General features: G+C 70.0%; 19 protein-coding genes. 6 read left to right on the top strand and 13 right to left on the bottom strand.

What is annotated here, in order from left to right; translation table 11 throughout:
• Positions 1-63: 63 nt before the first annotated feature.
• The 4 genes from IPJ59_RS06575 (at position 64) to IPJ59_RS06560 (ending at position 5,593) form a co-directional block, all read left to right on the top strand.
• On the top strand, positions 64-2,157 hold the full coding sequence (locus tag IPJ59_RS06575) for a sensor histidine kinase (protein ID WP_293248732.1): 2,094 nt from the start codon (positions 64-66) through the stop codon (positions 2,155-2,157).
• A 30-nt stretch (positions 2,158-2,187) separates the two neighbouring features.
• Positions 2,188-3,741 (top strand): sigma-54-dependent transcriptional regulator, encoded by a 1,554-nt coding sequence (locus tag IPJ59_RS06570; protein ID WP_293270249.1) that lies wholly within the window; start codon positions 2,188-2,190, stop codon positions 3,739-3,741.
• 27 nt (positions 3,742-3,768) lie between these two features.
• On the top strand, positions 3,769-3,963 hold the full coding sequence (locus IPJ59_RS06565) for a hypothetical protein (RefSeq protein WP_293248739.1): 195 nt from the start codon (positions 3,769-3,771) through the stop codon (positions 3,961-3,963).
• Positions 3,964-4,120: 157 nt separating this feature from the next.
• Positions 4,121-5,593: a hypothetical protein gene (locus tag IPJ59_RS06560; RefSeq protein ID WP_293270247.1), complete on the top strand. Its 1,473-nt coding sequence runs from the start codon at positions 4,121-4,123 to the stop codon at positions 5,591-5,593.
• Between the two features lie 81 nt (positions 5,594-5,674).
• Here IPJ59_RS06560 and rsmI read toward each other — a convergent pair whose 3' ends face one another.
• Positions 5,675-6,541, bottom strand: a complete 867-nt coding sequence (gene rsmI, locus IPJ59_RS06555) for a 16S rRNA (cytidine(1402)-2'-O)-methyltransferase (protein WP_293248744.1) — start codon at positions 6,539-6,541, stop codon at positions 5,675-5,677.
• Between the two features lie 4 nt (positions 6,542-6,545).
• The gene (locus IPJ59_RS06550; RefSeq protein ID WP_293248746.1) at positions 6,546-7,688 is read right to left on the bottom strand and encodes an RNA polymerase factor sigma-32; all 1,143 of its coding nucleotides are present in this window, start codon (positions 7,686-7,688) and stop codon (positions 6,546-6,548) included.
• Positions 7,689-7,916: 228 nt separating this feature from the next.
• Here IPJ59_RS06550 and IPJ59_RS06545 point away from each other — a divergent pair, with 228 nt between their 5' ends.
• Entirely contained in the window at positions 7,917-11,123 is a 3,207-nt protein-coding gene (locus IPJ59_RS06545) for an MXAN_5808 family serine peptidase (protein ID WP_293270246.1), read from the top strand.
• Positions 11,124-11,202: 79 nt separating this feature from the next.
• On the opposite strand, the gene clpX is transcribed toward IPJ59_RS06545, so the two are convergent.
• The 3 genes from clpX to tig form a co-directional block, all read right to left on the bottom strand.
• On the bottom strand, positions 11,203-12,462 hold the full coding sequence (gene clpX / locus IPJ59_RS06540) for an ATP-dependent Clp protease ATP-binding subunit ClpX (RefSeq protein WP_293248752.1): 1,260 nt from the start codon (positions 12,460-12,462) through the stop codon (positions 11,203-11,205).
• Entirely contained in the window at positions 12,459-13,079 is a 621-nt protein-coding gene (gene clpP, locus IPJ59_RS06535; protein ID WP_293248755.1) for an ATP-dependent Clp endopeptidase proteolytic subunit ClpP, read from the bottom strand. The genes clpX and clpP overlap by 4 nt, the downstream gene beginning before the upstream one ends.
• Before the next feature lie 326 nt (positions 13,080-13,405).
• Entirely contained in the window at positions 13,406-14,764 is a 1,359-nt protein-coding gene (gene tig, locus IPJ59_RS06530) for a trigger factor (RefSeq protein ID WP_293270244.1), read from the bottom strand.
• Between the two features lie 279 nt (positions 14,765-15,043).
• Here tig and IPJ59_RS06525 point away from each other — a divergent pair, with 279 nt between their 5' ends.
• A complete protein-coding gene (locus IPJ59_RS06525) occupies positions 15,044-16,918 on the top strand; it encodes a hypothetical protein (protein ID WP_293270242.1) in 1,875 nt (624 codons plus the stop codon).
• 59 nt (positions 16,919-16,977) lie between these two features.
• On the opposite strand, the gene IPJ59_RS06520 is transcribed toward IPJ59_RS06525, so the two are convergent.
• From IPJ59_RS06520 to IPJ59_RS06485, 8 genes are all read right to left on the bottom strand, one after another.
• Complete coding sequence (locus tag IPJ59_RS06520) at positions 16,978-21,156, bottom strand: tetratricopeptide repeat protein (protein ID WP_293270241.1); 4,179 nt, start codon at positions 21,154-21,156, stop codon at positions 16,978-16,980.
• A 70-nt stretch (positions 21,157-21,226) separates the two neighbouring features.
• Positions 21,227-22,600 carry an acetyl-CoA carboxylase biotin carboxylase subunit gene (gene accC / locus IPJ59_RS06515; RefSeq protein ID WP_293270239.1) on the bottom strand — a complete coding sequence of 458 codons (1,374 nt, stop codon included), beginning with the start codon at positions 22,598-22,600 and terminating at the stop codon, positions 21,227-21,229.
• Between the two features lie 2 nt (positions 22,601-22,602).
• Positions 22,603-23,127 (bottom strand): acetyl-CoA carboxylase biotin carboxyl carrier protein, encoded by a 525-nt coding sequence (gene accB, locus IPJ59_RS06510; protein ID WP_293248773.1) that lies wholly within the window; start codon positions 23,125-23,127, stop codon positions 22,603-22,605.
• Positions 23,128-23,150: 23 nt separating this feature from the next.
• Positions 23,151-23,645, bottom strand: coding sequence for a type II 3-dehydroquinate dehydratase (aroQ, locus tag IPJ59_RS06505; RefSeq protein WP_366524559.1), 495 nt, complete (start codon positions 23,643-23,645; stop codon positions 23,151-23,153).
• A gap of 27 nt (positions 23,646-23,672) precedes the next feature.
• Positions 23,673-24,014, bottom strand: a complete 342-nt coding sequence (locus tag IPJ59_RS06500) for a roadblock/LC7 domain-containing protein (RefSeq protein WP_293248779.1) — start codon at positions 24,012-24,014, stop codon at positions 23,673-23,675.
• A gap of 153 nt (positions 24,015-24,167) precedes the next feature.
• Positions 24,168-25,271, bottom strand: a complete 1,104-nt coding sequence (locus IPJ59_RS06495; protein WP_293248781.1) for a 3-dehydroquinate synthase — start codon at positions 25,269-25,271, stop codon at positions 24,168-24,170.
• A 56-nt stretch (positions 25,272-25,327) separates the two neighbouring features.
• Positions 25,328-25,870: a shikimate kinase gene (locus IPJ59_RS06490; RefSeq protein ID WP_293270236.1), complete on the bottom strand. Its 543-nt coding sequence runs from the start codon at positions 25,868-25,870 to the stop codon at positions 25,328-25,330.
• Complete coding sequence (locus IPJ59_RS06485; RefSeq protein WP_293248784.1) at positions 25,867-26,421, bottom strand: hypothetical protein; 555 nt, start codon at positions 26,419-26,421, stop codon at positions 25,867-25,869. The genes IPJ59_RS06490 and IPJ59_RS06485 overlap by 4 nt, the downstream gene beginning before the upstream one ends.
• Positions 26,422-26,427 lie beyond the last annotated feature (6 nt).

The following is a 26,427-nucleotide window of genomic DNA, read 5'->3' as shown; positions in this document are numbered from 1 at the left end:
CGACCAACCCCCGCGATCCCGAGATCTCCCGCGCCTGCGCGTCCGGGGCTACCATCCCCGCCGGTGTCCGGATCGAACCTCTACGCCAGCCTGAGCTCGCTGCTGGCCGCCGCCGTGGCGATCGCCATCGGCATCAGCGTGTTCCTGCGCGACCGCTCGCGCGACCAATTTCGCCTGTTCGCCGCCTTCTGCCTGAACCTCGGCCTGTTCCACCTCGCCCGCTTCTTCTCCGGCTTCCCCGCCCTGCCGCTCTCGATCTGGATCGCCCAGACCGTCTCGCTCTTCCTCCCCTACACCGCCGACCGCTGCTTCTCCGGCTTCATCCCCGCCTCCGGCGCCCCGCCCCGCAACGTCGTGCAGGCGCCGATGCTCGCGCTGCTCCTGGTCGCCCAGACCCTCGCGCTGATCTTCCCGACCCTCCCCAGCGACCCCTGGTGGGTGATCGTCGCGGTGCTGCTCCCGGCCTATGTGATCGGCGGCCTCCTCTACGCCGCCATGCGCATGTGGCGAGCCGCGCGGGCCGCAGAGGGCACCGCCGCCGCCCCGCGCCTGCGCTACCTGTTCTACGCCAGCCTCCTCGCCCTCGCCCTCGGCCAACCCGGCATCCCCGTCGTCGGCGCCACCTTCACGGCCGTCTACCTCTACTTCATGGCCCAGACCCTCGTGCGCGAGCGTCTGCTCGACCTCCCGGAGATCCTCGGCCGCATCACGGTCATGACGCTCCTCGTCATCACCGTCACCGCCGTCTACGCCGCCCTCCTGCTGTGGGTCCCCTGGCGCTTCGCCGACGAGCCCATGCTCCTCCTCTTCAACACCCTGCTCGCCTCGTTCGCGGTGCTCATGCTGGTCGACCCGCTGCGCACCGAGCTCGAGCGCCGCCTCGAAGGCTGGGTCTTCCGCGAGCGCTCGGCCCTGCGCGCGATCCTCGTGCAGCTGCGTCAGCGCCTCGCCAACGTCATCGACCCCGACGAGATGGTCAAGGCCGTGCTCGGCTCCCTGCGCGAGTCCAACCGCGTCACCCGGGCCGCGTTCTTCCTCGTCGACCGCCAGGGCCTCGCCCTCACCCTCCGCGGCCACCTCGGCGCCCCCGTGCTCGAGCGCCTCGACCTCGCCACCCGCCGCCCCCTGCTCGAGCGCCTGCGCCAGGGCCCGCAGCTGCGCGACGTGCTGCAGCGCCAGCGTGAGCGCGCCCGCAGCGAGCTGCAGGCCGAGCTCGACGAGTCCCTGCAGACCCTCGCCGAGATCGGCGCGAGCCTGGCCCTCCCGGTCCTCGGCCGCAACACCACCGAGGACGGCCGCGCCGTGTTCGACCTCCTCGGCGTGCTCTTCGTCGAGGACGAGCGCCTGCTCGAGCCCTTCTCGCGCGAAGAGGTCGAGCTGTTCGCCGGCGTCGTCGCCCAGGCCGCCGTGATGATCGAGAACTCGAAGGTCTACGAGCAGCGCAAGGAGCGAGACCGCCTCGCCGCGCTCGGGCAGATGGCCGCCGGCCTCGCCCACGAGATCCGCAACCCCCTCGGCGCCATCAAGGGCGCCGTCCAGGTGGTCGAGCCCGGCATGCAGGACGCCGACCCCACCACCCGCGAATTCCTCGGCGTCATCGTCGAGGAGGTCGACCGCCTCAACCGCGTCGTCACCCAGTTCCTCAGCTACTCCCGCCCGTTCTCCGGTGAGATGTCCGCCGTCCCGCTCGGCGAGGTCGTGGCCGCCACCCTCCGCCTGCTGCCCGAGGAACACCGCCAGCGCGTCACCGTCACCGCCCCGCCGAACCTCCCGCGCGTGCGCGGCGACGCGGAGGCGCTGCGCCAGGTCCTCCTCAACCTCCTGCGCAACGCCTTCGACGCGCTCCTCGGCCAAACCACCCCCGGCCGCGTGTGGATCACCCTCGCGCTGCGCCGCCACGGCCTGGCCAGCGGGGACGCCGTCGCCCTCAGCATCCGCGACAACGGCCCCGGCTTCACCCCCCAGGCGCTCGCCAACCTGTTCGTCCCCTTCCACACCACCAAGAGCGGCGGCACCGGCCTGGGCCTGCCCATCTCGCAGCGAATCGTGGAGAATCACCGCGGCCTCATCGAGGCCAGCTCCCCCGAGGGTGGCGGCGCCCAGTTCACCGTCCTCCTCCCGCTCGAGCCGCTGCCCCGCGCCGCCGCTCCGGCCTGACCTGTCCTTTCAGCCAGCCCCAAGACCACCGTGACCCAGACACAGCACCGCATCCTCCTGGTCGACGACGAACCCAACCTGCGCAAGGTCCTCGGGGCGCTGCTGCGGCAGCAGGGCTACGAGGTCCACGCCGAGACCGACGGCGCCGCCGCGCTGGCCCGCGTGCGCTCGGCCCCGCCGCGCACCTTCGACGTCGTGATCTCCGACCTGCGCATGCCAAACCTCGACGGCATCGGCCTGCTGCGCGCGCTGACCCTGCACGAGCCCAACCTGCCGGTGATCCTGCTGACCGCCCACGGCAGCGTCGACTCGGCGGTCGAGGCCGTGAAGCTCGGCGCCTTCGACTACCTGGAGAAGCCCTTCGACCGCGACCAGATCCACCAGATCGTCCAGAAGGCGATCGCCACCCGCGAACGCTCGGGCCCCTCGGCGATCACCGCCCAGCCCGCGGAAGAGCTCGAAGACCCGTGCACCCACGCCGGCATGGTCGGCCGCTCGCCGCAGATGCAGCTGATCCGCGAGACCGTCCACAAGGTCGCCGCCAGCCCCTCCACCGTCCTCATCACCGCCGAGAGCGGCACCGGCAAGGAGCTCGTCGCCCGCGCCCTCCACCTCGGCTCGCCGCGCCGCAGCCATCCCTTCATCAAGGTCAACTGCGCCGCGATCCCGTCCGGCCTGGTCGAAAGCGAGCTCTTCGGCCACGAGCGCGGGGCCTTCACCGGCGCCGTGTCGAGCCGCCCCGGCCGCTTCGAGCTGGCCGACGGCGGCACCCTGTTCCTCGACGAGGTCAGCGAGATCCCCAAAGAGATCCAGGTCAAGCTGCTGCGGGCCATCCAGGAGTCGGAATTCGAGCGCGTCGGCGGCGTCAAGACCTTGCGCGTACACGTACGCCTCATCGCCGCGACCAACCGCGGCCTCGAGGAGCTGATCAAGGACGGCAGCTTCCGCGAGGACCTCTACTACCGCCTCAACGTCGTCCCGATCCACCTGCCCGCCCTCCGCGAGCGCATCGAGGACCTCCCGCTGCTGGTCGCCCACTTCGTCGGCCGCTGCAACGAACGCCTCGGCAAGGCCGTCCAGGGCCTCACCCCCGCGGCCCTCGCCGCCCTCGAGCACTACGCCTGGCCGGGCAACATCCGTGAGCTCGAGAACCTCATCGAGCGCATGGTCCTGTTCGCCTCCGACGCGTGGGTCGACGAGGACGACCTGCCCGACGCCTACACCGGTGACAACCACGCCGCCGCATCACCCGCCGAGTCGAGCCTCCGCCTCAGCCTCAACGCTGGCCCTGGCCTCGGCGCCCTCAGCAACGACGCCGACGACCCCAGGCACATCCGCCTGCCGCTTTCGAGCCTCGGCCAGGACCTCAAGGAGGCCGTGCGCGCCGGCTCGCGACTGGTCGAGGAGGCTCTGATCCGCGAAGCGCTGGCCAAGACCGACGGCAACGTCACGCGGTCGGCCCGCGCCCTCGGCATCAGCCGCCGCAGCCTGCAATCCAAGATGAAGGAGCTCGGCCTCCGCGAGAGCGTCGTCGACGACCCCACCAAGGCCCCCGCCAGCGACCCGAACCGCGGCGCCACCTGAAGCCCGCCGCCTGGCAGCTTGCACAGCGTGGTGCAGGCCCCCGCCAGCGACCCGAGCCGCGGCGCCACCTGCAGCCCGCCGCCTGGCAGCTTGCACAGCAAGTTGCAGGCCCCGCCAGCGACCGAGCCGCGGCGCCACCTGAAGCCCGCCGCCTGGGCCAGCCACAAATTCGGCTGTGACCCGCCACCGCCGGCCGCGATCTCCTCGCAAGTTTCGGCGTAGATCGCCCCCAAATCACCGCCCAGACCCCCCGTCCAGGCCCGCTGCCACGCGAATTCGCCTACCTCGGCGCGGGTCTGTGGGGGAGTCGCGGACCCAGGAATGTTGACGCTGGCAAGCCCGCGCGGGTATCGTCCTGCGACTCCCTGAGGTGCTCCCTATGCGGAAACTGTGCGGCCTCCTGCCCCTGATGGGCCTGTTCTTCGGATTCAGCGCGACGACGCAGGCGGCGGAAGTCACTCGCGTGGCGAGCTCGTTCGACGGCGACAACAAGTTCGACCTGCACTTCGGGGTTGGCTACGACTTCAACTTCAAGAAGGCCGCGATCCTGCGCGAGTGGAGCGACGCGAACAACCCGAGCAGCACCGTCGTGCGCGACCTGCTGTACCAGCAGTTTCGCCACGTCGTGACGCCCTCGATGGAGATCGGGCTCTACAAGGACCTCGCGGTCTACGTGAACATCCCGATCGTCGTCGCCGACCAGCGTACTTACAGCTTCGACCAGGAAGCGGACCCGTGTGTCTACGGCGAGGGCGCCTCGATCACGAACCCGGCCACCTGCGTCAACGCCAACAACAGCACCAGCATCCGCGACGGCATCATCCCGCGTGGTGGCTTCGACGCCACCAACCCGAGCAATCCGTACAACGCGTTCAATGGTGCGGACACCCAGACGATCTTCAAGGGTGCCACCCGCCGCGGCCTCGATCAGCTGTACGTCGGCCTCAAGTACGCGATCCTCAACCAGGACCGCCTGTCGCACATGCCCAAGTGGGTGATCGGCCTCGAGGGTCGCTTCGCAGTCGGCAAGCCGATGACCTTCTCGCGTGACACCGCGACCTCGGACCCGAAGGGCAACCACACGGTCGGTCGCGGCACCCACGAGATCGGCGTGTGGACCTCGCTGTCGCGCCGCTATCGCTTCCTCGACCCGTTCTTCACCGCCTGGTGGTATCAGGCGATCCGCGCCGGCAACACCGAGTTCAAGGACTGGGGCGGCGCCCAGGATCGGGTCAACCCGCAGTCGCAGCTCGGCGTCACCTTCGGCACCGAGATCGTGCCCTTCGAGCGCAAGGCCAAGGGCCAGAAGGTCTCGGTCCAGATCCGCGGCCTGGCGATGCTCAAGTACAACGGCCGCGGCTACAGCGAGGGCTGGGAGCTGTTCTCCGACAGCCCCGCGCTGATCGGCAGCAACAGCCCCGGCACCGCCGCTTGCAGCAACGCGGATGCCAAGGGCGCCGTCGCCTACGCCAACGACCCGAACAACCCAAACCAGGTCAGCGACCCGAACTACATCCAGGGCTCGGGCGCCTCCGGCGGCTGCGTGAAGTCCAACGGCATCACCAACATCCAGGACTTCGCCACCTTCGGCATCAACTTCGGGCTCAACTTCCAGCTCAACAAGTACGCCGTGCTGATGTTCGGCGTGAACGGCAGCACCGACACCCGCCACTGGATCTCCAACGCCAGCCGCGGCAAGGCCTCCCTGCAGGGCGACCCCAACCTGGTCGACCCCAACACCAAAGAGGTCAACCCGGTCCGCCGCGACGTGATCGACAACGTCGGCCGTCGCTACGCCGTCGGCGACGTGCTCAACGTGATGGGCTACTTCCGCTTCCTGCTCACGTTCTGATGAGTCGGTGAGCCGGTCAGTCCACGCCGCCGCGCCTCGCTCACGCGAGGGGCGGCGTTCGTGCTCCTTGCCCGCACGCGGTCACTCAGGGTCGTCGCGGTGGGCCAGACGCTCGTAGACCGCGCGCGCCTCGAGACCAGTGCGCGCGGCGATCTGCTTGGCCTTCTCGCGCGGCTTGAGGCTCGCGTCCCAGATCAGCTCCCACACCGCGCGGGCGGCCGTCTGCGCGGGATCTCCAGCCTCCAGCTCCGCCGCGCTCGTGCCCTCGATGGCCAGCGTCACCTCGCCGCGCAGCGCCTCCTGCACCGACGCCGCGAGCTCGGTCAACGTGCCGCGCAGCACCTCCTGGTGCTGCTTGGTCAGCTCGCGGCCGATCGCCACGCGCCGCGTCGGCGCGTCGGGCAGCGCCGCCGCCAGGTCGCGCAGCAACGCCGGCGTACGGTTGCCCGCCTCGTACAGCAGCACCGTCGCCCGCTCGCGCGCCATCTGCTGCAGCCGCGTCGCCCGCTCTGGCCCCGAACGCGGCAAGAAACCGAGGAAGCGTACGTCCTCGGCCGGCAGCCCGCTCAGGCACAGGGCCACCGCCGCCGCCGTCGGTCCGGGGATCACGTCGACCTCGTATCCCGCCGCGACCGCCGCTTGCACGAGGCGCAGGCCCGGGTCGCTCCACACCGGCAGGCCCGCCTCCGACACGTAGGCCACCCTCTCGCCGCGGGCCAGGTGCTCGAGCAACAAACCGAGGCGCTCGCCCTCGTTGACGACGAAGCAGCTCACGCGCGGCGGCAGCTGGACGCCCTCGCCGAGCAGACGCACCGGGCTGCGCGTGTCCTCGCAGAGCAGCAGGTCGGCGCCGACGATCGCCTCGCGCGCGCGCGGGCTGAGGTCGCCGCGGTTGCCGAGCGGCGTGCCGACGAGCACCAGCGTGCCCTTGCCCGCCTCCACCGTCACTGCCTCACTCCTGGCCCAGAGCGATCTGCACGGCGTCGCCGAGCTCGCTCTGCAGGAACTCGCGCAGACGCAGCACCATGCGCTTCTCCAGCTGCCGGGCCCGCTCGCGGCTGACCTTCCAGCGATCGCCGAGCTCCTGCAAGGTCACGGGGTCGTCGGCGACGATGCGGTCGCGGAAGATCTCGAGCTCGCGGCCGGCCAGCGTCGCGCCGAAGCGGCGCAGCTTCTCCTGCAAGATGTCCTTGAACTCCGCCGACTCGACCTTCATCGCCGGGTCGTCGGTCGAGTCCTCGATGATGTCGAGGCGCGTGCGACCGCCGTCGCCGTCGTCCTCGTTGAGCGGAGCGTTGAGCGACATGTCCGGCGACGACAGGCGGCGGTCCATCTCGATGACCTCGGACTCGCTGACATCGAGCTCCTTGGCGATGCGCTCCGCCGTGGGGTCGACGCCGGCCTGCAGCAGCTTCTCGCGCTGCTTGCGGAGGTTGAAGAACAGCTTGCGCTGGTTCTGGGTGGTGCCGATCTTCACCAGGCGCCAGTTGTTGAGGATGAACTTCAGGATGTACGCGCGGATCCACCAGCCCGAGTAGGTCGAGAGCTTGACCCCGCGATACGGGTCGAACTTCTTGACCGCCTGGATCAGCCCGACGTTGCCCTCCTGCACCAGATCGAGGAGGTTCTGGTAGGTCCGCTTGTACTCGTGGGCGATCTTCACCACGAGGCGCAGGTTCGAGGTCACCAGTCGGCGCCCCGCCTCCTTGTCGCCGTGGTCGATCCACCGCACCGCCAGCTCGTGCTCCTCCTCGCGGGTGAGCAGCGGGTAGCGCCGCACCTCGGCCATGTACTGGCCCATCGGGTCGCGCCGGGCCAGCGCCGTGCTCGTCGCTGGCGCCGGACGGCCGATGTCTCGCGCGATGGCATCGAGCTCCTCGTCGGTCGCCGGATCGATGTCCGCCAGCGCCTGATCAGCCTCGTCGTCCTCGGCATCCTCCGCCGGCTCGGCATCCTCCGCCGACTCCACCGGCTCCACCTCGACGACCTCCGCGACGACCGGCCCGGCCTCCTCGACCGCCACCAAGTCGACGACCGGCTTCCCCCGCTTGTCCGCACCGGCGGGCCCCGCCGCGCTGCGCTTGCGTTCCGACATGCTGGCGGAGTCTACGCCGCGAGCGGGTCGCTTGGGTACCGGAGTCCGCCGCGTCACGACCCGGGCTCGCCCGCGAGCCAGGGCACACTCGCCGCGACAACAGGCGCAACGCCCGCGAGACGGTCATTCGAGACCCCTCGCTGCTTGCCGCGGTTTCACGCCGACACACCCCGACAATCACGACGGGGCCCGTGGCCGTGTCCGTCCCTGGCCGTTAGACTGGCCTCTGTGACCGGACAAACGCCGTCTCGCCCCCGCTTCGCCAAGGCCTCCACGCCCGCCATCGTGTTCGGTTCACTCGCGTTGGCGCTGGGCCTCACGACCTTGCAGGACACCACGGCACAGGCGCAGAAGGGCGAGCCGCGGGCCGCCGGACGAGCCGCGCAGGGCTATGACGCCACCGACCTGCGCATCCTCGACTGGACCCTGTGGTACGTCGCCAAGTACTACGTCGAGCCCGAGCGCATCGACCCGCACAAGATGGCGATCGCCGCCCTCGAGGGCCTGGAGAAGGCGATCCCGCAGGTACTGGTCGAGCCGGTCGGCCCCGCAGGTCAGCCGGCCGCGCGCGTGCGGGTGCGCGTCGGCACCACCGAGCAAGAGTTCCAGATCGGTGATGTCGAGGCGCTGTGGGCCGTGGGCACGCACGTGCGCGAGGTGTTCCGCTTCGTCAACCGGCACACCGTGCTCAGCGAGGACGAGCAACGCAACGCCGAGTACGCGATCGTCGAGGGCGTGCTCGGCACCCTCGACCCGCACACAAACCTGCTGCGACCCGACGACTTCGAGACCATGAAGACCAACACCAAGGGCAGCTTCGGCGGCCTTGGCATCGAGGTCGGCATGCGCGACACGCAGATCACCGTCATTCGCGTGATCGACGGCAACCCGGCCGCCAAGGCCGGCATCGAGGCCATGGACCGCATCGTTCAGATCGATGAAGAGTCGACCGTCACGATGGGCATGACCGAGGCGGTCGACCGCATGCGCGGCGACCCGGGCACGGTGGTCACGCTCTACGTGCGACGCGACGGCAGCGACAAGGTCAAGAAATTCCCGATCACCCGCGACGTGATCACCCTCGACAGCGTGCAGGGCGACGTCTTGCCGGGCACCGACGCCAAGGGCAACCCGGTCAAGGTCGGCCTCATCCAGATCAACCGCAACTTCGCCCAGACCACCGGCAAGGAGCTGCGGGCGAAGCTCGCCGAGTTCGAGAAGGCCGGCGTGCGCGGCGTGGTGCTCGACATGCGCGACAACCCGGGCGGCCTGCTCACCGCCGCCGTCGAGGTCGCCGACGCCTTCCTCAAGACCGGCACGATCGTCTCCACCGTCGGCAGCTCCTCGCCGCGCGAGGAGCTCGCGGCCGACGACCGCTACGACTTCCCCAACCTGCCCGTCGTCGTGCTGATCGACCAGGGCTCGGCCAGCGCCACCGAGATCGTCGCCGGCGCCCTGCGCAACCTCGGCCGCGCGGTGCTCATCGGCCGGCGCACCTTCGGCAAGGGCTCGGTGCAGGTGCTGCACGACCGCAAGGTCGGCGACAAGGAGCTCGCGCTCAAGCTGACGATCGCCCAGTACCTGACCCCCGGCGACGTCTCGATCCAGTCCGTCGGCGTCAGCCCCGACCTCGAGACGATCCCCGTCCTCATCACCAAGGACTACACCGCCTATCACGGCCGCAAGCGCTTCGACCTCGTCCGCGAGGAGTCGCTGGCCTCGCACCTGACCTCGACCAAGGCCGACCCCTCGCACCAGATCGCCGCCGGCCCGCTCTACTTTCTCGGCAACACCTACGAGGAGGACGAGGGCGACGCCAAGGACAAGAAGGTCAAGAAAGAGAAGGACAAGACCAAGACCGACAAGACCGGCAGGCCGACCCCCGAGGCGCTGCTGGAGGACCCGGAGATCCGCATGGCCCGCGACCTCGTCGTCTGGGCCCCGACCCCCGAGCGCGAGGGCATCCTCGGCAAGATCAATGACTTCGTCGCCCAGCAGACCGCGCTCGAACAGGCCCGCATCATCGCCAGCTTGCAGAAGAAGGGCATCGACTGGAACCCCGGGCCCGCGCCAGTCGCTGGCGCCGGCGCGCCGAGCCTGCGCATGGCGCTCCGCATCGACAAGCCCGGCAACACGATCGGCGCCGGCGAGTCGGGCACCGTCACCGTCACCGTCACCAACGAGGGCTCAGCGCCCGCGTTTCAGGTCCGCGCCTACTCCGACTCCGACTACAGCTACTTCGACGAGCGCGAGCTGCTGTTCGGACGCCTCGACCCCGGCCAGACCCGCAGCGCGACCCTGAAGCTCTCGGTCTCGGAGCACGAGCTCTCGCGCACCGACCGCATCGAGTGGCAGCTATTTGAACAGCACGGAGCCACGGCAATGGCGGGCTCGCAGACGACGATCGACATCAGCAGCGAGGGCCTGCCGCGGCCGCAGTTCGCCTACGGCTACCAGCTGCTCGACGACCCCAAGCTCGGCGCCAACATCCGCGGCAACGCCGACGGCGCGCTGCAGGTGGGTGAGCGCGTGCGCATGCGCGTGAGCTTCAAGAACACGGGCGAGGGCCAGGCGATGGACACCTGGGTGACGCTGCGCAACCTCGTCGGCGACGCCGTGTTCCTGCACAGCGGCCGCGAGAACCTCAAGACCGTCGCGCCGGGCGACTCTCGGGTGGTGGAGTTCGACCTCGAGGTGAAGAAGCCGACGGAGGACGGCCTGATCAAGCTGCAGCTCGCCGTGGCCGACGCGAAGATCGGCGCCAGCCTGGCCGAGAAGCTGAGCTTCCCGCTGGCCGCGAGCACCGTCACCTTCGCGGCCGGCTCCGGCAATGTGCTCGCTGGCGGCTCCATCGACCTCTACGCCAGCCCGCTGGCGGAGCAGCAGCAGAAGGTCGCCCGCGCCGAGGCTGGCAGCGCGCTCAAGGTGCTTGGCGTGGCCGACGGCTGGTACCGCGTCGAGCTCGACAGCAAGCGCTTCGCGTTCGCCAAGGCGAGCGACGTCAAGCCTGGCGGCGCCGGCAAGGCGAAGCTCTCCGAGGTGCTGGCCGTCTCGCCGCCGAAGATCTCGCTGGTCGGCGCGGTGACCCAGACCGACAGCGACCGCGTGCACATCAGCGGCGTGGCGACCGACGACGAGGCCGTGCGCGACGTGTACATCAGCGTCTACAACCCGGCCCGCAACCTGTTCGGGAGCCAGGAGAAGGTGTTCTACCAGGCCGCCGCGGACCCCAAGACGGGCCGCCTCGAGTTCGCCGCCGACGTCGCGCTGACGCCCGGCAACAACATCATCGAGATCCGTGCGCGCGAGACGGACGACGTGATCGCCACCAAGCAGATGTGGGTGCTCCGTACCAGCGGCCTCAAGGAGGCCCGCGCGAACGAGGGCAAGTTCAGCAGCAACGGCAAGCTCGCCGTCGACACGCTGAGCAAGTGAACCACCAACGAAAAGAGGGCCGGTGCGAGCCGACCCTCTTGCTTCGTCACTCGCGCCGCCACTCAGGCAGCGACAGCGCTCAGCTCGCCTCTTTGGCGGCTTCCTCGTTCTCGTAGATCACGACGGGCTGCTTGCCGTTGGCGATCGTGTCCTCGTTGATCACGACCTCGCGGATGTTGTTCGAGCTGGGGATCTCGTACATCACGTCGAGCATCGCCTTCTCGAGGATGGTGCGGAGGCCGCGGGCGCCGGCCTTCTGGGCGCGGGCCTTGGTGGCGACGGCCTTGAGGGCGTCCGGCGTGAACTTGAGGCCGACGCCGTCGATGCCGAGGAGGCGCTCGTACTGCTTGACCAGCGCGTTCTTCGGCTGGGTGAGGATGGCGACCAACGCGGCCTCGTCGAGGTCGTGCAGCGGCGCGACGATCGGCAGGCGACCGATGAACTCGGGGATGAGCCCGAACTTCATCAGGTCCTCGCTCTGCACGTTCTTGAGCAGCTCCCACTGGCGGAGCTCCTTCTTGGCCGAGTGCTGCACGCCGAAGCCGAGGGTCTTGGCGGACATGCGGTGGTCGATGATGTCTTCCAGGCCCGCGAAGGCGCCGCCGCAGATGAACAGGATGTTGGTCGTGTCGATCTGCAGGAAGTCCTGCTGCGGGTGCTTGCGGCCGCCCTTGGGCGGGACGCTGGCGACCGTGCCCTCGAGGATCTTGAGCAGCGCCTGCTGAACGCCCTCGCCGGAGACGTCCCGGGTGATCGACGGATTTTCACCCTTGCGGGCGATCTTGTCGATCTCGTCGATGTAGATGATGCCCCGCTGTGCGCGCTCGACGTCGTGGTCGGCGTTCTGCAACAGATTGACGATGATGTTCTCGACGTCCTCGCCAACGTAGCCGGCCTCGGTGAGGCTGGTGGCGTCCGCGATGGCGAAGGGCACGTCGAGGATGCGCGCGAGGGTCTGCGCCATCAGCGTCTTGCCGGAGCCGGTCGGGCCGAGCAGGAGGATGTTGCTCTTCTGCAGCTCGGGCTCGTCGGGGAGCTTCTTGGCGTTGATGCGCTTGTAGTGGTTGTAGACCGCGACCGAGATGGTCTTCTTGGCGAGGTCCTGGCCGACGATGTAGTCGTCGAGGATCTTGCGGATGTCCTTCGGCTTGGGGACCTTGGCGCCGACGTCGGCGCGCTCCTCCTTCTGGACCTCCTCGGCGAGGATGTCGTTACACAGCGAGATGCACTCGTCGCAGATGTAAACAGAAGGCCCAGCGATGAGCTTCTTGACCTCCTTCTGGCTCTTGCCGCAAAAGGAGCAGCTCAAATTGCCTTGGTTGTCGCGCTTGGAGCTCATGAGGTCACCGTGCGTGGGGCGCCGTCTTTCTGACGGACCAGGACTTCGTCGATGAGGCCGTAGGACTTGGCCATATGCGCGTCCATGAAGTTGTCGCGCTCGGTGTCCTTGAGGATGTCGTCGACCGTCTTGTTGCAGTGCTGCGCGAGGATCGTGTTGAGGATCTTCTTGAGCCGCTGGATCTCCTGCGCCTGGATCTCGATGTCCGTGGCCTGGCCCTGGGCGCCGCCCGAGGGCTGGTGGATCATGATGCGCGCGTTGGGGAGGGCGAAGCGCTTGCCCGGGGCGCCGCCAGCGAGCAGCAGGGAGCCCATCGACGCCGCCTGGCCGAGGCAGTAGGTGGCCACCTGCGGGCGCACGTACTGCATCGTGTCGTAGATGCCGAGGCCCGCAGTGACCACGCCGCCGGGCGAGTTGATGTACATCGTGATGTCCTTCTCCGGGTCCTCCGACTCGAGGAAGAGCAGCTGGGCGATGATCACGTTGGCGACCTGGTCGTTGACCGGGGTGCCGAGGAAGATGATGCGGTCCTTCAGGAGCCGGCTGTAGATGTCCCACGAGCGCTCGCCGCGGTGCGTCTGCTCGATGACGAAGGGGATGTTGGCGGTGAGGCTCACAGGTGTTCGTCCGTTGGCTATGGTGACTGGGCGTGCCCGACGATGCAAGGGGTGGCTAGCCGGGCGCGAGGGCTACTCGCGAGGGCTGCGGACGCGCGTCCGCTCGCGACTGCCACCCGGTGGTGATAGCACGTCGGCGTCACGATCTGCCGAACGGTCCCTGATGTGACGCGAGGTCACAACGGCGCGACCGCTACGCGCGGCGCTGGGCCCGACGAACACAGCAAAAATTTGTGTGGCGCACCACGCCAGCTTCTGGCGAAGGTACGACGCGTGCGCCGCACGGCGGCACCCCGCGCCGCGATCGTGGCGCTGCGTCGGCAGGCTCAGGTCGCTGCGTCCGGCGTGACCGTCTCAGCCGTCTCAGGCGTCTCAGGCTCGGGCGTCGGGTCGGGCGCCTCGGTGACCTCGGCCTTGCTCATGAGGAAGTCGAGGATCTTCTCCTCACGGATCTGCGCGCGGAGGAGCAGCAGCTGGTTGTTCTTCTCCATCGTCGCCCTCAGGCGGTCGACGTTCTGGCTGCGCTCCTCGGCGAGGTTCTGCAGCTCCTTGTCGACCTCGGCCTCGTCGACGACCAGGTTCTCGACCTTGCCGATCGCGTCGAGCAGGAGGAAGGCCTTGACGTTGAACAGCGCCTGCGGCCGCATCTGCTGCGCGACCTGCTGCTCGCTCATCCCAGTCTGGTTGAGCTTGATGTTCTGCTGCTGGAGCTGGCGCTTGAACAGGTCGACCTGGGCCGCGACCTCGCGGGCGACCAGCGAGGGGGCGACCTCAAACCCATTGCGCTCGAGCAGCGTCTCGACGAGGCGCTTGCGGGCGTCGCGTTCGGCCTCGTTCTGATCCTCCTCACGCACCTGGTCGCTGTACTTGGCGCGCAGCGCCTCGAAGCTGTCGGCCTCGCCGGTCTCGCGGGCGAAGTCATCGTCGAGGTTGGGGACGTGCTTCTCGCGGACGTCGCGGAAACCGATCGTGAGGGTGGCTTCTTTGCCGCGGAGGTCGGCTCGGATGCGCTCTTGCGTGGGCAGGAAGGTGATCGTTCGGGTGCTGCCGACGGCCGAGAGCGGCGTGCCTTCGAGGGCCTTGCTGAGGCCGGGGAGGTACTCGGTGGCGTCGCCGATCTCGAGGCGAACGTCCTTGCGCGAGACGTTGACGTCGCCGAGCGTGCCCTCGATGTCGAGGGTCCAGGTGTCGCCGGCGTGGGTCGGACGCTCGCTGCCCTCGGCGAGCGGGCGCAGCTCGGTGGCCTCGTCCTGCTTGGCCTTGATCAGGGCGTCGACCTTGGTCGCGTCGACCACAGCGGGGCGGCGACGGACGGGCACGCCGGTGTAGTCCTTCGGCTGGATCTCCGGCGGCACCTCGAAGCGTGCGAGGTACACGAAGGCCTGGCCCTTGGTCAGCGTGCCCTCCTCGAGGACGGGCTGGGTGAGCGGCACGCGGTTGTGCTGGGTCACCGCGGACTGGAAGGTCTCCTGGACGATGTCGCGGGCGAGCTCATCGCGGACGTTCTTGCCGAACAGGCGCTCGACCATCTGCGGCGGGACCTTGCCGGGACGAAAGCCGGGCAGTCGCGCCTGCCCCTGCAGCTCGCGGAGCTTCTTGTCGAAGCGCGGTGAGATCTCCTCCCAGGGGATCTGCACGCGCACGCGACACTCGACGGCATTGATCTTCTCGAGCTGAGTTTCCATGGCAAGACCGGGCTGGCTTCGTAACAGACGCCCGCAGGCCGCACAAGCCCCGGCGCACGCCACACGCTCGGGGGGCCTGTTAGGCTGCTCGTCGGCGATGGTCGACGTCTCTGTTGGCTCGGTTGGCTCGGTTGGCTCGGTTGGCTCGGCTGGCTCGGTCGGCTCAGTTGGGCACGCTGGAGGCCGTGACAAGCCGCACTCGGATGGAGCGGCGTGGCCGATCGCGGGCGGGCTGGTGGTCGCCGCGACGCTGTCGGCCGCCTCGCCGCTTCCGGGGGCGTGGACGACGAGCGCAGAGCCGCCGCTGCTGCTGCCGACGCCGGGGTTGCTCGGGGGCTGTGGGACGCGGCGACGCTGTGGCTGCCGGTGGGCGAGCGCGGGGCCCGGGCCGGGTTCGCGGCGCTGCTACTCGCGCTCGCCGTGGCCGCTGCCGCTGGCTGGCTCGCGTTTCACCTGTACCGCGGGACAGGTCGGCGACCGGCCGCGTTCGCGGCCGTGCCGGTGACTGCGGCGGGGCTGCTGGCTTGGTTGTGCGAGGCAGCGACGAGCGAGGTCCCGGCGATCCTCGGCTTCGCGCTGTTCGCAACCCTGGCGCTCGGACTGGTCATAGGTGCGCGGGTGCACGGGAGTGGCTCCGCGAGGCGGCTGATCGCGGGGAGTATGGCGGCGCTGATCGGCGCCCTGCTGTGGCCGCGGGCGGGGGTCGGGCTGCTCGCTGGACTGCTCGTCTACTGCACCTGGGGTATCTGGACGACGCGGACGGCGGTCTGGCGGCGCGCCGCGGCGGCGCTGGGCCTCGGGCTCGCACCGTTACTGGCTTTTGGGACAGGTATCTTGCGACATGACCCAACAGACAGCTCTTGGCGTGCCGCGTGGTGGATGCAGCTGCGGCTCGCGCCGGAGCTGGCGGAGCTGCGGCGGGTGGTCGGGGCCACGTCGCTGTACCCGGCGCTGGCGCTGCTGGTGCTGCTGGTGTTGCCGCTGCGCTGGCGCGCAGGCGGGCTCTTGCTCGGGGTCGCCGGGCTCGGGCTGGTGCTGGCCGATCGCTCGGGCTTGCTGGCGCCGGCCCCGGCGCTGCTGGTGCTGGTCAGCGTCGCCGCCTGCGGGTGGATCTGGCTCGCCGGCAGCGCGGGTGGGCGGTGGGCAGCCTGGGCGACGACGCTGGTGCTGCTCGCTGTGACGGCGACGAGGGTCGTGTTTGCAGCCGGGCCGGCGTCGCGGCGACCTGAGGCGTCGCTGTTGGCGCTGCACCAGCGCGGGCTCGTGGCGCCTGGCGACGTCCTGCTCGCGCACGATCCCTGGCTCGTGCTGGCCTTCGCGGCGGCGCAGCGCGACGAGGGGCTGCGGCCGGATGTCGAGGTGATCGACGCCACGAGCCGCGACCCGGCATGGCTCGCCGAGCGCCGCATCGGTTGGTCGCGTGAGGGTCGACGTGTCCTTTCGGACAGCTTTAGTCTCGCCGGGCGCCTCCGGGCAGGTTCGCCGCTCGACAGCGGGCCGCTGTTTTGGTTCACCGGGAGCAGCGCGTTGGAGCCCCTATTCACGGACTTGCGGCGCTTCAGCCCGACCCCGGGATGGCGGTTGCGGCCGGACGAGGCGGCGCGCTGGGAGCGGCTGCACGTGGAGCGAGCGCGGCATCGCCGGGCGCTGGGTCGGCACGAGGAGGCCATGCTGGCGCTGCCCTTCGCCGACGAGGACTTCGCCGTGCTGACGCGACAGCTACAGCTAGCCGAGCTCAGCCGACTGCCGGCGACGGAGGGCAGTGAGCTCGGGCCGGGGGCGTGGTCGCAGGCGTTGGCCCCTGCGAGCGCGATGGCCGAGGCGGGCGACCTGCTACTCGCGCTGGGTGGTGGGGCTGACGGCGCCGCACGGCTCGCCGAGGCGGCGGATCGCGGGGTCGCCGAGGCCCTCGCTGCGCTGGTCCGCTGGCAGCTGCGCGCGGGCGAGGAGGAGGCGGCGAGCGCCACGCTGCGGGTGCTTGCGGCGGCGCCGGTGCTGCGGCCGCAAGTCCTCGGCGTGTGTCGCTGGCTGCTGCTCCACGGGCGGCCCCAGGAGGCGGCGACGCTGCTCGGCGCGGTCGGTCCGGCGGCCCAGTTCGCGCCCGAGGAGCTCGCCCTTCGGCTGGCCACGCTGCGCGAGCTGGCACCACCGTGAGGGCCTGCGCGGCGCGACGCAGCCCAGCGTGACCTGTCCTTATCGACAGATCGACCAGCTCAGCGGAGCGACTGCAGGCGCTCGTCGCGATCGCGGTAGCCAGGCGTGACGGCCTCCAGCGCCGCGATGGCGCGGGCGCTGTCGCCGAGGCTCTGAAACAGCACGCCGAGCTCGTAGCCGGCCTCGCTGCGCTCATCCGGGTCGACGGAGGCGGCCATGGCGATGTCGAGGTCGTCGATCGCCAGCTGAGGTTGCCCGCGTTGCACGCGGAGGGTGGCCATCATGATGCGTGCGCGGGCGGTCCAGCGGGGATCCTTGGCGGCCAGTTCAAACTGGGCGAGGGCGTCGTCCTCGAGGCCCATCTCGCGATACGCGGTGCCGAGGTCGAAGAAGGTCTGGGCGTCGGCGCCCTCGTCGAGGGTGGCCACGGCGCGACGCGGCGCGCTGGACTTGCCTGGCGCAGGCGCCGTCGGCTCGTCGAAGATCGACGAGAGGAAGTCGTCCTCGTCCTCCTCCTCGAGGTGCAGCACCTGGGCCGGTGCTGCGCCGCGCGTCGGCGCGGAGGGCGGCCGCGGGTCATCGAGCGTGACCGGGGCAGCGGCCGACTCGAGCTTGGCGCCGGTGGAGAAGCGATCGGCGAACTCGGCGAGCGAAGGGTGACCCGGAAAACGGCGCTGCAGATCGAGGTAGGCGAACTGGGCGTCGTCCTCGAATCGACCGGAGATGAAGAAGCGCAGCTCGTCGAGCTCGTCGTCGATCGCGGGCCACTCGGTCGCGGACTCGGGCCCAGCCTTCGCGGCGGTCTCGGGTGTCGTGTCGACGTTTGGCTCGGCCTCGACGGTTGGCTCCGCTGCGTCGGGTGCTGGGGTCGTGGTCTCGGGCTGGGCCGCGGGCTCGAGCTGCTCCGCGACTGGCTCGGCCGCCGCCGGTTCGGGCAGGGACTCGCTCGTGGACTCGGTCTCCTCGGGTGCTGCTTCCAGCGCGGGCGGTGCTTCGCTTGCGAGCTCGACGGGCTCCGGCGCCACGGCTTCCGTCGCGGGTGCTTCCGTCGTGGGTGCTTCCGTCGTGGGTGCTGCTTCCGTCGCGGGTGCTTCCGTCGTGGGTGCTTCCGTCGCCGCGAGTGGTGCTTCCGTCGCTGGTGCTTCCGCCGCGGGTGCTGCCTCGCTCGCGGGTTTGACGGGCTCCACGTCCGCTGCGTCCGCCGCGGGTGCCTCGCCCGCAGACTCGACAGGCTCCGCCACCACTGCTGCCGCTGCCTCGCCCGCAGACTCGACAGGCCCCGCCACCACTGCTGCCGCTGCCTCGCCCGCAGACTCGACAGGCTCCGCCGCCACTGCTGCCGCTGCTGGTGTCTCGCTCGTGGGCTCAACAGGCGCCGCCATCACTTCCGCCGCGGGCTGCGGCTCGCTGACGGGCTCGACGGTCTCGGACTGCGCGCTCGCGGGCTCGGCCTTCTCCGCCGCCGCGACTGGTTCGGGCCGGGTCTCGACGCTCTCACCGACAGCTCGGCTGTCCGCGCCCCGGGATTCTGCCACGACCTCGGCGGGCTGGGCCTCGACGACCGCTTCGCTCCCGGCGATCGGCAATGCCTGCGCCTTGCTGTCCTCCGGGACAAGTGTCGCCTTGCTGTCCTCCGGGACAGGTGTCGCCTTGCTGTCCTCCGGGACAGGTGTCGCCTTGCTGTCCTCCGGGACAGGTGTCGCCTTGCTGTCCTCCGGGACAGGTGTCGCCTTGCTGTCCTCCGGGACAGGTGTCGCCTTGCTGTCCTCCGGGACAGGTGTCGCCTTGCCGGCGCCGGATGGCGACGCTGCCTTGGGGTCGCTGCGCCCAGGTGGCTTCGGCGGCGGGCGCTTGGCCGGCGGCGCGGGTCGACTGGGCGGGCCTTTGCGCGGCGGGGGCGCAGCGGGCGTCTCGACCACGTCAGCTTCGTCGACGTCGAGCTCCTCGATCACGCCAGAATCCAACTCCTCGACCTCGGCCGAGGGCTGCGCGGGCGGCTTGAAGGCGCCGCCTGGCGGCTTGCGCACGGGCTTGACGATCGGGCGGCCTCGCGGCGGGGTGTCAGTCACGGGTGCAGCCGGCTCTGGCGTGCCCGTGAGCGTGCCCGACGAGTCCGTCTCGCTCGCCGCCTTGATCACCGTTTCAGACGGCGGCGGCTTGAAGACGGGCAGCGGGGTCTTCTCGCCGAAGGTCTTGATCGGCAACGGCGTGCGCTCGGTCGGGAGCTTACGAGCGACGGACCCCTCGGTGATCGGCTCGTTCACCAGCGCGGCCAGCTTGCGCGCACCAGAGCCCTCTTCCGTCGGCAGCTTGCGCGCACCAGAGCCCTCGCTCACCGTCGGCAGCTTGCGAGCCCCCGAGCCCTCGGTGATCGGCTCGTTCACCGCCACGACCGGCTTGCGCGCGCCGGATCCCTCTTCCGTCGGCAGCTTGCGCGCGCCGGAGCCCTCCGTGCGCGGCTCGTTGACCAGGGCGGCCAGCTTACCCGCGCCCGAATCTTCGCTGATCGTCGGCAACGTGCGCGCACCGGAGCCCTCCGCCGGCGGCGTGGCGGCAGGGACCTCGTCGCGTGCCAGGCTCTGCACCGCGGGGCCCTCACTCGTGACCGACGGAGCTCCCGGAGCCTCGACCGGCTTCGCGTCCTCGCTGCTGTCCTTGGCGACCACCGCGACGGGCACGGTGCCGCTGGGCTCGGGACCGACGGTGGAGGCCGCCCCGTGGCTGCTCGACTCGGCTGGATCGAAAGCACGAGGCGGGGCGGTCGGGTCGCCTTGCAGCTCGGCCTGCAGACCGATGAGCAGCGGGGCTGTCTCGCCGATGCCGCCGCTGTCGAGCGCCGCCAGGACCATCTCGGCCTTGGTGTGATCGGGGACCAGCTTCTGCGCCTGCTCGAGGTTCGCGCGGGCCTGCCGGGGATCGCGGGCGCTGACCAGCTGGGCGAGGCGGACGAGGATGTCGGCGGCCTCGGGCCTGCGGTCGAGCTCGACCAGGATCTGCGCCTGCAGCTCGAGCGCGCCGAGGTGGCTCGAGTCACGCAGAAAGACCGCATCAAGATGCCCGAGCGCGTGCTCGAACATCTTGTACTTCACATAGACGCGGGCCTCGAGCAGGACCTTGTCGACATCGCCGACGCTCTCGTCCCCAGCTTCAACCACGCTGGGCGCCACGTTGGCGCCCACGGGAGCGAAAGGGCGGGACGGTACCTCCTCGACCTTGACCTCCACATCTTCGACATCGACGTCGAGGTCGATGTCGCCGCTGCTCGCCGCGGCCTCGTCCTCGACGACATCGACGTCGAGGTCCAGCTCTCCCTTGTCCTTGGGCTCTGCGTCGGGCGGGAGCAGGGCGACCTCGGCCTCGATCTCACTGGCGAGCTTGCGGATGTCATCGGCATTCTCCGGGTTCCACTGCAGCGCCTTGCGCAGCACCCGAGCCGCGGTCTCCTTGTTCTTGCGCCCGCCCTTGCGCTGCTCGCGGGCCAGCTCCATCACCACGCTGATCGCCTTGTCGACCTTGCCGATGGCGACGAAGGTCTCCCCGAGCAGCTCCAGGCCCTCGGCGTCGGCCGGGGCGGCCCGCAGCAGCGCGTTCAGCTTGACCAGCGCGCGCCGGTTCTCGTTCTGTCTTAGGTAGATCTGGGCGAGCGAGCGGAGGACCGGGAGGTCGTCCTCCTTGTGATAGATCAGGCGCTCGGCGACGCGGATGTAGTCGTCCGTGCGGCGGTCGGCGAGCAGGCGCTCGGCGGCCAGCCGGAAGTGCTCGACGGCCTGAGCGACCATCCCCTCGCGCGAGTACAGCTCGGCGAGGCGCAGGCGCTTGCCCACCGCCGCCGGCTCGAGCTCGGCGACCATGCGAAAGCCCTCGAGGCCCTCGGCGATCTGGCCGGCCTGGAAGTAGGCCTGGGCGACGAACTCGTAGGCGGCGACGGCGTCGCCGACACGCCCGAGATCCTTGTAGAGCCCGGCGATGCGGGTCTGGATGTCGAGGCGGTTGGCGTCGATGCCGAGGACCTTGCGGTACACAGCGATCGCCTTCTGGGCGTCGTTCGTGCTCGCGTAGCCGGCGGCGACGTGCAGATAACGCTCGATGGCCCCGGGCTTGTCGCCCGCGTTGACCAGCGCCTCGGCGAGCAAGAGCCACGTACGCGTGTCGCTGGGGTCGGCCTCGATGACCGAGACGTACTCCTTCGCGGCACGATCATGCTGACCCTTCGCCGCGAACTTCGCGGCCGCCGTCATCGCCTTGTCCCGGTTGAACGCCACCCCCGCTGCTCACTCCTTCCGAATGCTCTCGTGCCCCATGCTGTGGTTAGGCCTGCTCCGCATCGACCTCGGCCCGGATCGCCTCGGGGTCCAGGTTGGCCTCGAGGAAGTGGGTATCGTATTTACCACTGACGAAGGCGGGTTGCTTCAGCAACCAGCGGTGCAGGGGCAGATTGGTTGGGATGCCCTCGATCACGCATTCGCCCAGCGCCCGACGCATCCGCTGGATGGCCCGCGGGCGGTCGGGGGCGTGGACGATGAGCTTGCCGACCATCGAGTCGTAGTGGGGCGAAACCGTATACCCCGTGTAGACGTGGCTATCTACCCTTACGCCGAAGCCTCCGGGGAAGTGCACCGCGGAGATCGTCCCTGGACGCGGTGCGAAGGTCACCGGGTCCTCGGCGTTGATCCTGCATTCGATGGCGTGCCCGCGCGGCTTGTGCTCGCGGTTCAGGTGCGCCAGGGGCTCACCAGTGGCGAGGCGGATCTGCTCCTGCACGAGGTCGATGCCGGTGATCATCTCGGTCACGCAGTGCTCGACCTGCACGCGTGTGTTCATCTCCATGAAGTAGAAGTGATCGCCGTCGAGGAGGAATTCAAAGGTGCCAAGCGAGTGATAACCGATCGCCTTGGCTGCCTTGACCGCGGTGGCGCACATGTCGGCCCGGAGCTCGTCGCTGAGGACCGAGCAGGGCGCCTCCTCGATGACCTTCTGGTGCCGTCGTTGCACCGAGCACTCGCGCTCGAGCAGGTGGACCGCGTCGCCGTGCTTGTCGGCGACGACCTGGACCTCGACGTGGCGCGGGCTCTGGACGTAGCGCTCGAGGTACATGTCGCCGCAGCCGAAGGCCTTGAACGCCTCGAGCTGGGCCGTCTCGAGGGTGCTCGGCAGGGCTCGCATGTCGCGGATGATCTTCATGCCCCGACCCCCGCCGCCGGCGGAGGCCTTGAGGATCACCGGCAGGCCGATGCGCTCGGCCGCGGCGAGCGCCTCGACCGCCCCGCTGAGCACCCCGGTGCCTGGCAGCACGGGCACGCCCGCGGCGGCCATCGTCTGACGCGCGCGGACCTTGTCGCCCATCACCTGCATGTGGATCGGGTCAGGCCCGATGAAGATCATGCCGCACTTCTGGACGATCTCCGCGAACTCGGCCCGCTCGGCGAGGAAGCCGTAGCCGGGGTGGACCGCGTCGGCGCCGGTGAGCTCAGCGGCGGCGATGATGTGCTTGATGTTGAGGTAGCTCTGCGCCGCCTGGCCCGGGCCGATGCACACGGCCTCATCGGCGAAGCGCACATGCAACGAGTGGGCGTCGGCGGTGGAGTAGACGGCGACCGTCTTGAGGCCGAGCTCGCGACACGCGCGGATCACCCGGAGGGCGATCTCACCCCGGTTGGCGATCAGGACCTTGCGGATCTCCACGGTCACAGCTTGCGAATCCGGAACAACTTGGACCCGTACTCGACCGGCTGCGCGTTGTCGAGGAGCACCGCCTCGATCACGCACGGGAACTCGGCCTCGAGCTCGTTGAACAGCTTCATCGCCTCGACGATGCACAGGGTCTGCCCGCGCTGCACCGTGGTGCCGACCTCGACGAAGGACGGCGACTCCGGGCTCGACGAGCGGTAGAAGGTGCCGACGAAGGGCGAGGTGATGAACGCCTCGCTCGTCCCTGCGGGCGCGGGCGCGGCTGCGCCCCCTCCTGCCGGGCTCGGGCTCGGCGCCGGCGCTGCCGGTGCTGCCGGCACCTGGTACTCGACGACGGGCCGCCCCGCTCCGCTGGCCGCGCTGGCGCTGCCGGCCGGGAAGTCGCTGCGCCGCAGCAGCACGCGCTGCTCCCCGTTCTCGATCTCGATCTCGTCGAGGTCGTACTGGCGAAAGACTTTGGCCAGCTCGCGGATGTACCGCAAGTCAGGCAGCGTGTTGTTGTCCCGGGGTTCGGACGACATGGACACTCCGTAATAGAACAGGCTCAGGGGAGGGGCTGGCCGACTCGTGGGCCGACTCGGGGACGGCCGAGTTGGCCCGCAAGAAAGCGCAACGCGAGGAGGTACGATGCAGTGCCCAGGCCCATGATGATCCCGGCACATGCTACGCCAGTGATCGAGGTGTGGCGAAGGGAATCGCGCGCGTAGAGGTTGCTCAGGTGGACCTCGATCGCCGGGATGCTCACGGCCCGCAGGGCGTCGGCGATGGCCACGCTGGTGTGCGTATAACCCCCTGGATTGACGATCAGCCCGTCCTGGGGTCGCTCGCCGCGGGCGCGGGACCCCTGGATCCATTCGACGATGGTGCCCTCGTGGTTGCTCTGCTGCGTCATCAGCTGCACACCGAGCTCGTCGGCGAGGATGTGCAGCGAGGCGTCGAGCTCTGCCAGCGTGGTGCTGCCGTACACCGCCGGCTCACGCTCACCCAGCAAGTTGAGATTGGGCCCGTGAATCACGAGCACCCGCGGCTGTGTGCGCAGGCCAGTCACAGGCCAAGTCACAGCCGGTCACAGCGCGGCGAGCAGCTCGTTGGCGGCGGTGCGGAGGACCCAGCGGCCCTTGCCGAAGTTGCCGGTCTCGGTCATCAGCACGACGGCGAAGTAGCCCTCAGAGAGGAAGCGGGCCAGCAGGGTGCCGCGCTCGGCCTTGACGGTGATGTCAGACACCGTGCCCAGGTCGAGGGCGCGAGCCACCTTGATCATCTCGATGAACTCGGTGGAGACCTGTTCGATGTCACCGAGGCTATCGTCACCGACGTACTTCTCCACGGTGTACCCGTCGAGGCCCATTAGCACAGCAGCTTTGGCGCCCGGGATCTTGTCGACGATGGATTTGAGGGTATCGAGCATGGTCTCTCGCCGGGTTGCAGGGTCGCAGACGCCGAACCGCCTGGCAAGCGGCATGTTGGCGGCGTTCGGACGGCATTGGAGCCGAGCAATTGCGCCCGCCGCTCGATCGGCCCAACGCCGCTCCAGACGCCCTCAGGCGGGCAATTCCCCAAGTCAGCCCGCGACGATCCCCTGACGCAGCAGACCGATGAGATCTCGCAAGGCGAGCGACAGCACCGAGGGCTCGCCGACGCCGGCCAGAGCCACGTAGCTCACGCTCCCGGCGGCCCGTTTCTTGTCGCTCTGCAGGGCCCGCTCGACCGCCACGCCGCGCTCTCCGACCAGCCACTCGTCGAGCCCTGTCGGCAGGCGCAGGCACGTGAGAGCGTCGACCACGAGCGCCTCGAGCCCGGGCTCGGCGAGACCCTTGAGCTCGGAGATCCTGGCCGCCGCGCGCAGACCGAGCGCGACCGCCTCGCCGTGCGCCACCTGAAACCCCGAGGCGGCCTCGATCGCGTGCCCGACGGTGTGCCCGAGGTTCAACAGGACCCGGCCCTTGCCGGCCTCCCCGGTCTCCCACGGGTCGCGGCCGACGCAGGCCGCCTTGAGCCCGACCGAGGTCGCCACCAGCGGCGTGATGATGTCGAAGTTGCGGGCGTAGATCGCCGGCGCCGCGCTGAGCAGCGCCTGCAGGTGGTCGGCCGAGAACAGCAAGGCGTGCTTGAGCATCTCGGCGAGACCCTGAGCCAGCTCGCGGTCGCCGAGGGTGACGAGCAGCTCAGGGTCGATCACCACGAACAGCGGGAAATGAAAGGCCCCGACCATGTTCTTGCCGGCGGGCACGTCGACCGCGACCTTGCCCCCGACCGAGGCATCGACCTGGGCGAGCAGCGTGGTCGGGCACTGGACCACCGGCACGCCGCGCATGAACAGGGCCGCTGCCAGTCCGGCGAGATCTCCGACCACCCCGCCGCCGAGAGCGACGACCACGTCGCGCCGGCCCAGGCCACTCGCTATCATGCCCCCGATCACGTCGAAGAGCGTCCCGGTGGTCTTGTGAGCCTCACCCGCGGGCACGACGATCGCCGCCACCGTGAAGCCCTGCGCCTCGAGGTTGGCCTGCACCGCCGCCGCGTGCAGCCGGGTCACCGTGCTGTCCGAGACCAGCGCGACCGTCCCGCTGTGACCGAGCCGCTGCTGCAACTCGACGCCGAGGCGGGCGATCGTCCCGCGACCGATCAACACCGGGTAGCTGTGGCTCTCGGCGGGCACGTGCACGTCGACCACCAGCGGGCGTGGACGCCTGGCTCTGCCTGGTGACGGGTCCGTCATGCTCACGCCTCGGGCAGCGCCGCGAGCAGCCTGCGAACCGCATCTTGCGGTGATCCTCCGGCGTCGACAACCACGTTTGCTTCCCCATAGGCAGACCGACGTCGCTCGAGCAGCTCCTCGAGGCGCGCGCGCATGAGCGAGGGCTCGCCGCCCAGCAAGGGCCGCTGCTCGCGCGCCGCCGGAGCGAGCAGGCGAGCGTAGAGCTCGTCGAGCGGGACGGCGAGGAAGACCACGAGCCCGGCGGCGGCGATCGTCGCGCGGTTGACCGGGTCGACGATCACACCCCCACCCACCGCGATCACCACACCGCGCCCGCGCAGCCCGGGCTCGGCGAGCAACAGCTGCAGGGCCTCACGCTCGCAGCGGCGAAATTGCGGCTCACCGCGCGCGAACAGCTGCGCCACCGTGGCGCCGAAGATGCGGCCCACACGGACGTCGAGGTCGACCCACGGCACACCCCACACTCGAGCCACCAGCGGAGCGAGCGTCGACTTGCCTGCGCCCATCATCCCGGTGAGAAACACCGGCCGGGCCGGGCCCTTCACGGGGTCGCCTCGGGGCGCAGGCGCAGCGCACCGAGCACCAGATGCAGCTCGAGCGCGTCACCGTCGCCCGCGCGGATCGCCAGGCGCTGCACCACCAGCACCTGCGGCAGCTCGCTGAGCCGGCGCAGCAGCTCGAGCAGCGCCGACCACGAGCAGCGCGCATCGACCTCGACCGGCGCCAGCAACAACGCCCCCGCCGGCTCGTCCGCCAGCGGCCGCCAGCGGTCGATCTCCAGCCCCAGCTCGCTCGCCAGCGGCGCCACCACCAGCAGCAAGTCCTCGCCCGGTGCCGCGCTCGCGACCCGCGTCGCGGCCAGAGCAGCGGCGTCAGCGTCGAGCTCCTGGGCGTGCAGGCGGGCCCGATCCCGGGCCTTGCGCGCGTCATCGCGTTCCCGGTACGCCACGTGCTGTTCGTTGGTCGCCAGCACCCACTCGTCGTGCGTCGCCCGGTAGAACAGCGCGTACCACACGACCGCCGCCACGCAGGTCCCGAGCACCCAGACGAGCAGCGTCTGCAGCGGCGACCAGTGGGCGAAGGGGCCAGCGGACATGTGTCA

The sequence above is a fragment of the Nannocystis sp. genome, from assembly GCF_016714285.1.
GTDB lineage: Bacteria > Myxococcota_A > Polyangia > Nannocystales > Nannocystaceae > Nannocystis.
Note: the sequence above shows the minus strand (reverse complement) of the source record. Positions and strands in the feature narration are given on the sequence as shown.

What these genes read in the sequence shown, in the direction of transcription:
- IPJ59_RS06560 (WP_293270247.1), top strand. Translation starts at nt 4,121, where the DNA reads ATGCGGAAACTGTGCGGCCTCCTGCCCCTGATGGGCCTGTTCTTCGGA.
- IPJ59_RS06550 (WP_293248746.1), bottom strand. Translation starts at nt 7,688, where the DNA reads ATGTCGGAACGCAAGCGCAGCGCGGCGGGGCCCGCCGGTGCGGACAAG.
- clpX (WP_293248752.1), bottom strand. Translation starts at nt 12,462, where the DNA reads ATGAGCTCCAAGCGCGACAACCAAGGCAATTTGAGCTGCTCCTTTTGC.
- tig (WP_293270244.1), bottom strand. Translation starts at nt 14,764, where the DNA reads ATGGAAACTCAGCTCGAGAAGATCAATGCCGTCGAGTGTCGCGTGCGC.
- IPJ59_RS06520 (WP_293270241.1), bottom strand. Translation starts at nt 21,156, where the DNA reads ATGACGGCGGCCGCGAAGTTCGCGGCGAAGGGTCAGCATGATCGTGCC.
- accB (WP_293248773.1), bottom strand. Translation starts at nt 23,127, where the DNA reads ATGTCGTCCGAACCCCGGGACAACAACACGCTGCCTGACTTGCGGTAC.
- IPJ59_RS06500 (WP_293248779.1), bottom strand. Translation starts at nt 24,014, where the DNA reads ATGCTCGATACCCTCAAATCCATCGTCGACAAGATCCCGGGCGCCAAA.
- IPJ59_RS06485 (WP_293248784.1), bottom strand. Translation starts at nt 26,421, where the DNA reads ATGTCCGCTGGCCCCTTCGCCCACTGGTCGCCGCTGCAGACGCTGCTC.